Source organism: Duganella phyllosphaerae (assembly GCF_001758785.1).
Lineage (GTDB): Bacteria > Pseudomonadota > Gammaproteobacteria > Burkholderiales > Burkholderiaceae_D > Rugamonas > Rugamonas phyllosphaerae.
This window is the reverse complement of sequence record NZ_LROM01000039.1, coordinates 1-12,320: the sequence shown is the minus strand read 5'-3', so window position 1 is coordinate 12,320 and position 12,320 is coordinate 1. Positions and strand designations below refer to the sequence as shown.

Annotated in this window: 12 protein-coding genes and 1 tRNA gene; all 13 read left to right on the top strand. The window is 61.5% G+C overall.

Annotation, left to right across the window (positions count from 1 at the left end; all coding sequences use genetic code 11):
• The first annotated feature begins 376 nt into the window (after positions 1 to 376).
• The 13 genes from DUPY_RS02625 (at position 377) to DUPY_RS02565 (ending at position 12,190) form a co-directional block, all read left to right on the top strand.
• Entirely contained in the window at positions 377 to 1,825 is a 1,449-nt protein-coding gene (locus DUPY_RS02625) for a Do family serine endopeptidase (RefSeq protein ID WP_070246139.1), read from the top strand.
• Positions 1,826 to 1,873: 48 nt separating this feature from the next.
• Positions 1,874 to 2,122, top strand: coding sequence for a glutaredoxin family protein (locus tag DUPY_RS02620; RefSeq protein WP_070246138.1), 249 nt, complete (start codon positions 1,874 to 1,876; stop codon positions 2,120 to 2,122).
• A 203-nt stretch (positions 2,123 to 2,325) separates the two neighbouring features.
• Positions 2,326 to 4,119 (top strand): translation elongation factor 4, encoded by a 1,794-nt coding sequence (gene lepA, locus DUPY_RS02615; protein ID WP_070246140.1) that lies wholly within the window; start codon positions 2,326 to 2,328, stop codon positions 4,117 to 4,119.
• The gene (gene lepB, locus DUPY_RS02610; protein WP_070246137.1) at positions 4,116 to 5,045 is read left to right on the top strand and encodes a signal peptidase I; all 930 of its coding nucleotides are present in this window, start codon (positions 4,116 to 4,118) and stop codon (positions 5,043 to 5,045) included. Before lepA ends, lepB begins: the two co-directional genes overlap by 4 nt.
• A gap of 37 nt (positions 5,046 to 5,082) precedes the next feature.
• On the top strand, positions 5,083 to 5,466 hold the full coding sequence (locus DUPY_RS02605; RefSeq protein WP_070246136.1) for a DUF4845 domain-containing protein: 384 nt from the start codon (positions 5,083 to 5,085) through the stop codon (positions 5,464 to 5,466).
• 18 nt (positions 5,467 to 5,484) lie between these two features.
• Complete coding sequence (rnc, locus tag DUPY_RS02600; protein WP_070246135.1) at positions 5,485 to 6,285, top strand: ribonuclease III; 801 nt, start codon at positions 5,485 to 5,487, stop codon at positions 6,283 to 6,285.
• A 19-nt stretch (positions 6,286 to 6,304) separates the two neighbouring features.
• On the top strand, positions 6,305 to 7,207 hold the full coding sequence (gene era, locus DUPY_RS02595; RefSeq protein ID WP_070246134.1) for a GTPase Era: 903 nt from the start codon (positions 6,305 to 6,307) through the stop codon (positions 7,205 to 7,207).
• 4 nt (positions 7,208 to 7,211) lie between these two features.
• Positions 7,212 to 8,192 (top strand): DNA repair protein RecO, encoded by a 981-nt coding sequence (recO, locus tag DUPY_RS02590; protein WP_070246133.1) that lies wholly within the window; start codon positions 7,212 to 7,214, stop codon positions 8,190 to 8,192.
• Between the two features lie 34 nt (positions 8,193 to 8,226).
• Positions 8,227 to 8,985, top strand: coding sequence for a pyridoxine 5'-phosphate synthase (pdxJ, locus tag DUPY_RS02585; protein ID WP_070246132.1), 759 nt, complete (start codon positions 8,227 to 8,229; stop codon positions 8,983 to 8,985).
• Positions 8,982 to 9,377, top strand: coding sequence for a holo-ACP synthase (acpS, locus tag DUPY_RS02580; RefSeq protein WP_070246131.1), 396 nt, complete (start codon positions 8,982 to 8,984; stop codon positions 9,375 to 9,377). The genes pdxJ and acpS overlap by 4 nt, the downstream gene beginning before the upstream one ends.
• Positions 9,378 to 9,462: 85 nt before the next feature.
• Positions 9,463 to 11,316, top strand: coding sequence for an excinuclease ABC subunit UvrC (gene uvrC / locus DUPY_RS02575; RefSeq protein ID WP_141749396.1), 1,854 nt, complete (start codon positions 9,463 to 9,465; stop codon positions 11,314 to 11,316).
• Positions 11,317 to 11,409: 93 nt separating this feature from the next.
• Entirely contained in the window at positions 11,410 to 11,991 is a 582-nt protein-coding gene (gene pgsA, locus DUPY_RS02570) for a CDP-diacylglycerol--glycerol-3-phosphate 3-phosphatidyltransferase (protein WP_019920154.1), read from the top strand.
• 123 nt (positions 11,992 to 12,114) lie between these two features.
• Positions 12,115 to 12,190, top strand: a tRNA-Gly gene (locus tag DUPY_RS02565).
• Positions 12,191 to 12,320 lie beyond the last annotated feature (130 nt).

Genomic DNA, 12,320 nt, shown 5'->3' with positions numbered 1-12,320 from the left:
CCCCGCCAATGCCACCGGCGCCGCTGCTGCCGCCTCCGCTGGCAGTGGCTCGACCACCAACGGCGCCACCACCACCACCGCCGCCACCACCGCCAACGCGCAGGGCCAGGATCAATCCACCGCCCACGTAATTCTCCCTTAAGCCGTTTTCTGTCGTCCTGCTCGTATAATTGCCTGGTGTCCCGCGTGTGGGACTTTTATGCTCCCATGTGCTAGCCTCATGGGGCACGCATCGAACCGCGACGTGTGCTGCCTGCATTCCAGAACTTTTAGAGAACGATATCCCATGAAAAATAATTTCAAAAATAATTTCGAAAATAGTTTATCTACCGGTAGTAAAACTCTCTCCGCGCTGCTGGTCAGCGCAAGCGTTTGGATGTCGCCTGCGGTGCTGGGCATGAGCCCGGCGGTGGCTGCCGCGCCGGTGACCGGCATGGTGACGGGCTTGCCCGACTTCGCCAACCTGGTCGACCGCGTCGGCCCGGCCGTGGTCAATATCCGCACCACCGAGCTGGTCAAGCAGGGCGGCCGCGGCGAGATCGGCGAAGACGAAATGGCCGAGTTCATGCGCCGCTTCTTCGGCGGCGCCATGCCGGTGCCGCCGCAAGGCCAGGGCCGCAAGAATGCACCAGGCCGCAAGCCGGTACCGGAAGAGCCGGTGCCGCGTGGCGTCGGCTCCGGTTTCATCCTGTCGGCCGATGGCTACGTGATGACCAATGCCCACGTGGTGGAAGGCGCCGACGAAGTCTTCGTCACCCTCACCGACAAGCGCGAATTCAAGGCCAAGGTGCTGGGCGCCGATGCCCGCACCGACGTTGCTGTGCTGAAAATCGAAGGCGACAAACTGCCGTTCCTGCTGATGGGCGACTCCGACAAGATCCGCGTGGGCGAATGGGTGATCGCCATCGGCTCGCCGTTCAACCTGGAAAACACCGTCACTGCCGGCATCATCTCGGCCAAGCAGCGCGACACCGGCGACTACCTGGCGCTGATTCAAAGCGACGTGGCCGTCAACCCCGGCAACTCGGGTGGCCCGCTGATCAATATGCGCGGCGAAGTCATCGGCATCAACTCGCAGATCGCCACCCTGTCCGGCGCCTATAACGGCATTTCGTTCGCGGTGCCGATCGACGAAGCGATCCGCGTCTCCGAGCAGCTCAAGAAGAACGGCAAGGTCACCCGTGGCCGCATCGGCGTACAGATTTCCGAAGTGAACAAGGAAGTGGCCGAGTCGCTGGGCCTGAAAAATGCCGAGGGTGCAGGCGTGGCCATGGTCGAGCCGGATGGTCCGGCCGACAAGGCCGGCGTCAAGCCGGGCGACATCATCCTGAAATTCAACGGCGCGACCATTACCCGCTCGTCGGACCTGCCGCGCATCGTCGGCGGCACCGCCATCGGCAGCAAGGCTACCATTACCGTGTGGCGCAAGGGCCAGCAGCTGGACCTGCCGGTCAACGTGGTGGAAATGGATGCCGACAAGGCCGGCAAGGGCGCGACCGGCAAAGGCAAGGGCGGCAAGGCCGAACCGGAGCAGGCCAAGTCCAACGCGCTGGGCCTGGTCGTCACCGACCTGCCAGCGGACAAGCGTAAAGAGATCGGCGTCGATGGCGGCGTGGTGGTGGCCGATGTCGATGGCGTGGCCGAGGCGGCTGGTCTCGACGAAGGCGATATCCTGCTGCAGTTGAATAATGTCGCAATCAAGGACGCCAAGCAGTTCAATGCGCTGGTGACCAAGCTCGATCCGAAGAAGCGTTCGGTGGTGCTGGTGCGCCGTGGTGATCAGACGCAGTTCATTTCGCTGCGTCCGAGTGAGCAGGCCAAATAAGTAAAATTGCCACCGCCTGCCCGCGCGGGCGGTGGCAGCTAGACTGCCATGCACTTCACCCTTTACTCCCGTAACTATTGCCACCTGTGCCAGGACATGCACGACGCGCTGCTGCGTTTGCAACCGCCGGGTACGACCTTCACGGTGGATGTGATCGACATCGACCAGGCCGGCAACCAGGAGTTGCTGGCCCGCTACGACGAACTGGTGCCAGTGCTGTTTGCCGACCTGGCCGGCCCCGAGCTGTGCCATTACCACCTCGACGAAGGCAAAATCGCGGCGCTGCTTGCCAAATAGTTAAAAATCTTGGCGAAAAGACCGCACTTCGCATAAGTCGGCCTTTCCACTCTGAAATCCGGTAAAATGCCGGGTGTTCCATTTGGCATCCCAAGGCGCTCGCCAGGGCAATCATGCCCAGCTTTGAGCGCTTTTTGTATTGCGCGCCGTGTTTTATCGATGCGCGCCCCCGTCGTTTCGACCTGTTTTTTGATTATTTGTTAATGAACAACATACGCAATTTCTCCATCATCGCCCACATCGACCACGGTAAATCGACCCTGGCCGACCGCATCATCCAGCTTTGCGGCGGCTTGTCCGACCGCGAGATGGAGGCGCAGGTGCTCGATTCGATGGACCTGGAGCGCGAGCGCGGCATCACCATCAAGGCCCAGACCGCGGCCCTGAAATACAAGGCACGCGACGGCCAGATCTACAACCTGAACCTGATCGACACCCCCGGCCACGTCGACTTCTCGTACGAAGTCTCGCGCTCGCTGTCGGCGTGCGAAGGCGCGCTGCTGGTCGTCGATGCCTCGCAGGGCGTGGAAGCGCAAACCGTGGCCAACTGCTACACCGCGCTCGACCTGGGCGTGGAAGTGGTGCCGGTCCTCAATAAAATCGACTTGCCGAACGCCGATCCGCCGACCGCGATCGCCGAGATCGAAGACGTGATCGGCATCGAAGCGGGCGACGCCGTCCATTGCTCGGCCAAGACCGGCCTGGGCGTGGAAGACGTGATCGAATCGATCATCGCCAAGGTACCACCGCCAAAGGGCGATCCGGACGCGCCGCTGCAGGCGCTGATCGTCGACTCGTGGTACGACGCCTACGTGGGCGTGGTGATGCTGGTGCGCGTGATCAACGGTACCCTCAAACCAAAAGACAAGATCAAGCTGATGGCCACCGACTCGGTGCAGCTGGTGGAAGACGTGGGCATTTTTGCGCCGCGTTCGCTGTCGCTGCCGCAGCTGTCGGCCGGCCAGGTGGGTTTCATCATCGCCGGCATCAAGGAACTGAAGGTTGCCAAGGTGGGCGATACGGTCACCCTGGCCAACCGTCCGGCGCCAGCGCCGCTGCCCGGCTTCAAGGAAGTGCAGCCGCAAGTGTTTGCCGGCCTGTTCCCGGTGGAAGCGAACCAGTACGACGCGCTGCGCGACTCGCTGGAAAAGCTGAAACTGAACGACGCCGCGCTGATGTACGAGCCGGAAGTATCGCAGGCGCTGGGCTTCGGCTTCCGCTGCGGCTTCCTGGGCCTGCTGCACATGGAAATCGTGCAGGAACGTCTCGAGCGCGAGTTCGACATGGACCTGATCACCACCGCGCCGACCGTGGTGTACGAAGTGGTGATGCGCGACAACAGCATCGTCAAGGTGGACAATCCATCGCGCATGCCCGAGCCGACCAAGATCAACGAGATCCGCGAACCGATCGTCACCGTCAACCTGTACATGCCGCAAGAGTATGTCGGTTCGGTGATCACGCTGTGTATCGGCAAGCGTGGCGTGCAGATGGACATGAGCTACCACGGCCGCCAGGTCAAACTGGTGTACGAAATGCCGATGGGCGAGATCGTGCTCGACTTCTTCGATAAATTGAAATCGACCTCGCGCGGTTACGCGTCGATGGACTACGAGTTCAAGGAATACCGCGCGTCCGACGTCGTCAAAGTGGACATGCTGATCAACAGCGAGAAGGTCGATGCGCTGGCGATCATCGTGCACCGCTCGAACAGTGCCTATCGCGGCCGCCAGGTCGCTGCCAAGATGCGCGAACTGATCCCGCGCCAGATGTTCGACGTGGCGATTCAAGCGGCCATCGGTGTCAACGTGATCTCGCGTGAAAACGTCAAGGCGCTGCGCAAGAACGTGCTGGCCAAGTGCTACGGTGGCGACATCAGCCGTAAAAAGAAACTGCTCGAGAAGCAGAAGGCCGGTAAAAAACGCATGAAGCAAGTGGGCTCGGTCGAGATTCCACAAGAGGCATTCCTGGCAATCTTACAAGTGGATGATAAATGAGCATGCAAGTGATTTTGGGTAACTTCGCGCTGATCCTGTTCGTGCTGATGGTGATCACGGGTGTGATCTGGTGCCTCGATGTGTTCGTATTGGCCAAGCAGCGCCGCGCCGCCGCCAACCGCGCGCTGGCCGAGTACGACGCCCGGGCTGCCAAGCTGACCGCCGACGGCTACCAGGCCGACAACAACGTCAACCGCGCCGCGCTCGAAGCGAGCATCCTGCGCCAGCCCACCTGGGTGGAATACTCGGGCAGCTTCTTCCCGGTGATCGCGCTGGTGTTCGTACTGCGTTCGTTCCTGTACGAGCCGTTCAAGATTCCATCGTCGTCGATGGTGCCGACCCTGGAAGTGGGCGACCTGATCCTGGTGAACAAGTTCACCTATGGCATCCGCCTGCCGATACTGAACAAGAAAGTTATCCAGATCAACGATCCGCAGCGCGGCGATGTGATGGTGTTCAAGTATCCGCTGGACATGACCCAGGATTACATCAAGCGCGTGATCGGCGTACCTGGTGATAAGATCACGTACGAGAACAAGCGCCTGACCGTGAACGGTGTCGCAGTAAAGTATACGGCTTTGCCCGACTACCTCGGTGGCGATGAACAGCAGCAATTGCGTTATAACAAGCAGTACCAGGAAGCGCTGACCGGCGTTACCCATCGCATTCTCAACTTCGAGAACGCGCCAACGCTGAGTCTGCCGCAAGTGATGGATTTCCCGATGCGGCAAGAGTCGTGCACGTACACGTACGACAGCTTTACGTGCACGGTGCCTGCCGGTCATTACTTCATGATGGGCGACAACCGCGACAACAGCACCGACAGCCGCTATTGGGGCTTTGTTCCGGACAAGAATATCGTCGGCAAGGCATTCTTCGTCTGGATGAACCTGGGCAACCTGAAGCGTATCGGCAGCATCAAGTAACACACATCGGCCCGAGGGCCATACAGGGAGAGCTGAAATGCGAACACATCGGCAAAACGGCGTTTCCCTGACCGGGTTGATCCTGGTCCTGGCCGTGCTGGGCATCGTGGCCGTACTGGCCCTCAAGATATTGCCCACGTACACGGAATACCGGGCGGTGAAAAATGCCATCGTGACGGCCAAGGCCGCCGGTGGCAATTCACCGCTCGAGATCCGCAAGGCCTTCGACGCCAACGCGACAGTGGCCTACATCACCGCCATTTCCGGCAGCGACCTGACCATCGAGCGCGAAGGCGAGGGCAAGGGCGTCGAGGTCAGCTTCGCCTACGAAAAGAAAATCCCGCTGGTCGGACCGGCCAGCCTGCTGCTGGAATACCAGGGCACCACCGGCACTTCCGCCGCAGCCGCCAAACCTCATTAAAAACCAGAAAACGAACCAATGAATCTTCAGTTATTGCAAACCCGTCTAGGCTACACGTTCCAGGATGCCGGCCTGCTCCAGCAGGCCTTGACCCACCGTAGCCATAGCAGCTTGCATAACGAACGTCTCGAGTTCCTCGGCGACTCCGTGCTCAACTGCGTGGTCGCCACCATCCTGTACGAACGCTACACCACCATCGACGAGGGCGACCTGTCGCGCCTGCGCGCCAACCTGGTCAAGCAGCAGTCGCTGTTCGAGATCGCCCAGAAGCTCGAGCTGTCGCAGTTCCTGCGCCTGGGCGAGGGCGAGCTGAAATCGGGTGGCTTCCGCCGGCCGTCGATCCTGGCCGACACGCTCGAAGCGATCCTGGGCGCAATCTTCCTCGATGGCGGCTTCAACCCGGCCGCCGAGGCAATCCGCGCCTTCTACATCCCGATCCTCGACACGGTGGACCCGCAAACGCTGGGCAAGGACGCCAAGACCCTGTTGCAGGAATTCCTGCAAAGCCGGAAGATTTCGCTGCCGCTGTACAATGTGGTGGCCACCCACGGCGCCGCCCATAGCCAGGAATTCGAGATCGAGTGCCAGATTCCCAAGCTGGGCATCCAGCTGTTCGGCCGTGGCGGCAGCCGCCGCGCCGGTGAGCAAGCCGCCGCCAAGCTGGCGCTGGAAGCGGCGCAGCAGGCGCTGCTCAAGACCCCGGCCGCAGTGCGCAAGGCCAAGCCGCGCGCCGCCCAGCTCAAGCTGGCCGGCATCGCCACTGTGCAAACCGATGACGACGCAGACGCTGCACCATCGGCCCAGGCAGCCAACAAGTAACGAACTAAAAGAAACGATCATGACGACCGAAACGACCCCCGCCAATTTCCGCTGTGGCTATATTGCCATCGTCGGCCGCCCCAACGTGGGCAAATCGACCCTGATGAATACGCTCATTGGCGCCAAGGTCAGCATCACCTCGCGCAAGGCGCAAACCACGCGCCACCGCATCACCGGCATCATGACCTATGAAGATGCCCAGTTCATTTACGTCGATACCCCGGGTTTTCAAACCCGCCACTCGAACGCGCTGAACAAGACGCTCAACAAAACGGTGACCAACACCCTGATCTCGTCGGACCTGATCCTGTACGTGATCGAGGCGGGCACCTTCGGCCCGGCCGACCAGCAAGTGATGGACCTGCTGCCGAAGGAAGTGCCGGTGGTCTTGGTGATCAACAAGTCCGACCGCGTGAAGGACAAGGCCGTGCTGCTGCCGTTCGCCCAGCAGGTCGCCGCCAAGTTCGATTTCGCTGCGATCGTGCCGGTATCGGCCAAGCTGCGCTTCCAGCTCGAAGGCCTGCAAAACGAGATCAAGCGTTTCTTGCCGGAAAATTCACCGATCTTCGGACCGGACGACATCACCGACCGCAGCGAGAAATTCCTGGCGTCCGAAATCGTCCGTGAAAAGCTGTTCCGCTTTGTCGGCGACGAACTGCCGTACACCAGCACCGTGCTGATCGAACAGTTCGAGCAGGAGGGCGACCTGCGCCGCGTGTTTGCCGCCATCCTGGTCGAGCGCGATACGCACAAGTCGATGATCATCGGTAACAAGGGTGCGCGCCTGAAAGAAGTTTCTACCCAGGCCCGCCTGGACATGGAAAAGCTGTTCGGCGGTCCCGTGTACCTGGAAATCTGGGTCAAGGTCAAATCGGGCTGGGCCGATAACGAAGCAGGTCTGCGCGCTTACGGCTACGAATAAATCGATGTCTTCCACCACGCCCGACGTCGTGCCCGAAAGTGCACCGGCGTCACCGCAGCAGGCCGCGCCTGACGCGCAGGGCGGGGTGGTGCTCGCCCCGGATACCGGTCACCGGGAACCTGCGGCGCCCTTGGCGGCGCCTGCAACTGCCGTCGCTGCCGTGCCTGCAGCCGACACCGGCGCCGACGCGCTTGCCGCACCTGTCGTGGCAACCACGGTACCGGTCACGCCGGCATCGAAGCGTGTTCGAGCGCCGTCGCGCGAGCGCACCATCGGCACCAAGGTGGCCGGCCAGCCGGCCTTCGTGCTGCACAGCTATCCCTACAAAGAAACCAGCCTGATCATTGACTTGTTCACGCGCGACTTCGGCCGCGTGGCGCTGATCGCCAAGGGCGCCAAGCGGCCGCACTCGCAGCTGCGCGGCGTGCTGCAGACGTTCCAGCCGCTGTCGTCGAGCTGGGTAGGAAAATCCGAACTGCGCACCCTGACCGACGCCGAGTGGGTCGGCGGCATGCTGCCGCTGGAAAAGACCGCGTTGCTGTGCGGCTTTTACCTGAACGAACTGCTGGTCAAGCTGCTGGCGCGCGACGACGCCCATCCGGCGCTGTTCGACCATTATGTTTCCACCCTCAACCAGCTCGCTCACAATGAACCGGCCACCATCGTCTTGAGAAAATTCGAACGGGCCTTACTTAGGGAGACAGGGGTGGCGGCCGACCTCGGGCGTTGCACCAGTACGCGCGCGCCGGTGCAGGCGGGCGTGACCTACGTGGTTGACCCGGAGCGCGGACCGCGCCCCGAACGCGCCTCGGACCCGTGGCCGCGCGTGGCTGGCAAAACCCTGCTCGACATGGAGCGCGAAGATTACCAGGACGCCGCCACGCAGTCGCAAAGCAAGCAACTGATGCGCTTCCTGGTGGCGCACCACCTGAATGGCGCGCCATTGAATACCCGACAGATACTGGTCGATCTGTCACAATTATAAGAACCCCGATTACTCTATAAACGGTATAGAACGAATGAGCTTCCTGCACCCCAACGGCACCATCATCGACCTCGGCGTCAACATCGACCACGTGGCCACCTTGCGCAACGCGCGCGGCACCAGATACCCGGATCCGATCCGCGCCGCGCTGCTGGCCGAGCAGGCTGGCGCCGACTGCATCACCCTGCACCTGCGCGAAGACCGCCGCCACATCAAGGATGCCGACGTGATCGCACTGGCGCCGCAGCTGCTCACGCGCATGAACCTGGAAGCGGCTGTCACGCAGGAGATGATCGATTTCGCCTGCCGCATCAAGCCGGCCGACGTGTGCCTGGTGCCGGAAAAACGTACCGAAGTGACCACCGAAGGCGGCCTTGATGTGGCCGGTAATTTCCACGCGGTGCAGGCGGCAGTGAAGCAGTTGCAGGCCGAGGGCATCCGCGTGAGCCTGTTCATCGATGCGGACGAAGCGCAGATGGATGCCACCATCGAGGTGGGCGCGCCGGTGATCGAGCTGCACACGGGCCGCTACGCCGATACCGAAGGCGCCGAGCAGCAAGCCGAGCTCGAGCGCGTACGCCGTGGCGTGCTGTATGGCGCTTCGAGAGGCCTGAAAGTCAATGCCGGCCACGGCCTGCATTACACCAACGTGCAGGCGATTGCGGCCATCCCCGACATCGCCGAGCTCAACATCGGTCACGCGATTGTCGCGCATTCGGTGTTCGTCGGCTGGGAGAACGCGGTGCGCGAGATGAAGGCGATCATGGTGTCCACCCGTTTGGGCCGTCAATGATTTACGGTATCGGTACCGACATCTGCATGATTCCGCGCATCGAGGCGGCATTGGTGCGCCACGGCGACCGCTTCGCGCAGAAGATCCTGGGGCCGCAGGAGATGGAGAAATACCTGGCGCGCAAGGCCAGGAGCCCGGTACGCGGCATCCGTTTCGTGGCCACGCGGTTTGCCGCAAAGGAGGCGTTTGCCAAGGCCATTGGCCTCGGCATCCGCATGCCGATGACCTGGCCGGCCGCGCAGATGCTGAACGCGCCAAGTGGCAAGCCGATGATCGTGTGCAGCGGCGTGCTCAAGGAATTCATGGACAAGCACCGGCTGACCACGCAGGTCACCGTGAGCGACGAAGCGGAATATGCGGTAGCCTTCGTGATCGTCGAACAGGCGGCTTGAAAATATTTGTTATAAGCAGAACCGTTACCTGCAGAGACGGAGTTGCGGCCAGAGGTGAAAATTGACTGACCAGGTAGTCCCCAACATTGTACCCGCCACCCCCGACCCGCGCGAGCAAGTGCTGGCCACCGTCGCCAAGCTGCCCAACCTGCCGGGCGTGTACCGCTACTTCGACGCCGAGGACAAGGTCCTCTACGTCGGCAAGGCGCGCGACCTGAAAAAACGCGTGTCGAGCTACTTCCAGAAAAACCTGGCCAGCCCGCGCATCGCCATGATGGTCGAGCGCATCGCGCGCCTGGAAACCACGGTCACGCACAGCGAGGCCGAGGCGCTGATCCTCGAAAACAACCTGATCAAGGCGCTCAGTCCGCGCTTCAACATCCTGTTCCGCGACGATAAGTCGTACCCTTACCTGAAGATCACCGGCGGCGACTCGCCCCGGATGGTCTATTACCGCGGCGCAGTGGACAAGAAGAACCAGTATTTCGGCCCGTTCCCCAGCTCGTGGGCGGTCAAGGAATCGATGCAGATTTTGCAGAAGGTGTTCCAGATTCGCACCTGCGAAGACAGCGTATACGCCAACCGCACGCGGCCGTGCCTGCTCAACCAGATCGGCCGCTGCAGCGGGCCGTGCGTGGACCTGATCAGCAAGGAAGACTACCAGCTCGATGTCGACAACGCCGCGCGCTTCCTGCGCGGACGACAGAGCGAAGTGCTGGCCGACCTCGAAGCGAAAATGCACGCGTATGCGGCCGACCTCAAGTTCGAGCAGGCGGCAGCAGTACGCAACCAGATCCAGTCGCTCTCGCGTGTGCTGCACCAGCAAAGCATGGAAACCGTGGGCGACGCCGACGTCGACATCATCGCCGTGCTGGTGCAGGGTGGACGCGCCTGCGTCAACCTGGCAATGGTGCGCGGCGGCCGCCACCTCGGTGACCGCGCCTACTTCCCCACCCACGTCAGCGATGCCGAGGCGATTGCCGAAGAGGCGATCGAAGTGGAAGTGCTGGCGGCATTCCTGGCCCAGCACTATGCCGACAAGTTCATCCCCGGCATCCTGATCCTCAACATCGAGTTCGACCACCCGGCGCTGATCCAGGCCTTGCAGGAGCAGTGCGGCCACCGCATCAACCTGATTTTCCAGCCGCAGGACCAGCGCCGCAAATGGCTGGAACTGGCGCAGAAGGGCGCGCAGATTTCGCTGGCGCGCCTGCTGTCGGAACAGGGCTCGCAGCAGTCGCGCACGCGCGCGCTGGTCGACGCGCTGTCGCTGGAGCCAGAAGACATCGACGCCCTGCGGGTGGAATGCTTCGACATCAGCCACACCATGGGCGAAGCGACGCAGGCCTCGTGCGTGGTGTTCCACCACCACCAGATGCAGAACGGCGAATACCGCCGCTACAACATCAACGACATCACCCCCGGCGACGATTACGCGGCGATGCGGCAAGTGCTGTTCCGCCGCTACGAAAAAGTGGCCAACGGCGACGGCGTGATGCCCGACGTGGTGCTGATCGACGGCGGCAAGGGGCAAATCGAAATGGCTCGCCAGGTGTTTTCCGAACTGGGCCTGGATATCAGCCTGATCGTCGGCGTGGCCAAGGGGGAAGGGCGCCGCGTGGGCCTGGAGACCCTGATGTTTGTCGATGGCCGCCCGGCGCAGGAGTTGGGCAAGGAATCGGCCGCGCTGATGCTGGTCGCGCAAATCCGCGACGAGGCGCACCGCTTTGCCATTACCGGCATGCGTGCCAAGCGCGCCAAGACCCGCCAGACCTCGCGCCTGGAAGAAATCGAAGGCATCGGCGCCAAGCGCCGCCAGCGCTTGTTGGCGCGCTTCGGCGGACTGCGTGGCGTGGTCAACGCGAGCGTGGAAGATCTGAAGCAGGTAGAGGGTATTTCCAGCGCGCTAGCCGAGGAGATTTACAAGCAGTTGCACTGACGAAGGGCAAACGTGCTGGTTTAATACATGATGGCAAGGTAGACTAGCGGCGCATTTCCACCATTCCTTTGGCCGTTCTTATTTAGCAAGTTTATGCCCTTCAATATTCCGATTCTGTTGACCTGGTTGCGCGTGGCGCTCATTCCGCTGGTGGTGGGCGTCTACTACCTGCCGACTTCAGTGCTGCCGGTCGCTGACCAGAATCTGGCCGCCACGCTGGTGTTCATCATCGCGGCCGTGACGGACTGGTTCGATGGCTTCCTGGCCCGCCGCTGGAACCAGACGTCTGCCTTCGGCGCTTTCCTCGATCCGGTCGCCGACAAGCTGATGGTGGCCGGCGCCCTGATCGTGCTGGTGCAACTGGACCGCGCCAACGCCGTGATCGCATTCGTGATCATCGGCCGCGAAATCGCCATCTCGGCGCTGCGCGAATGGATGGCGCAGATCGGCGCCTCGAAATCGGTGGCGGTCAGTTCGATCGGCAAGATCAAGACCACCGCGCAAATGGCCGCGATCCCGCTGCTGCTGTACCACGATGTACTGTTCGGCGCCATCGACACCCAGTTCTGGGGCGCACGTTTCCTCGAAGTGGCGGCGGTGCTGACCGTGTGGTCGATGTTCTACTACATGCGCCTGGCGTGGCCGATGATCAAGGAAAAGGGCGGTCACCTGTAAAGCTGGGCAAATGCCGAGCTAACCGAATAAACGGTTTTCAATATTTTTTGTTCGACAAAGTTTTTGCCATTGACAGCCCGTCCAGATCCTCTATAATGCTGGCCTGTTGTTGATGACAGCGACGCGGGAGTAGCTCAGTTGGTAGAGCGCAACCTTGCCAAGGTTGAGGTCGAGAGTTCGAGACTCTTCTCCCGCTCCAGTTGCAAAGCTGGAGGTTGTTGCAAGTAGCACTGGCAATAACCATAGCGAGCTGTTAGAATGTTTGACTCCAAATGCGGGAGTAGCTCAGTTGGTAGAGCGCAACCTTGCCAAGGTTGAGGTCGAGAGTT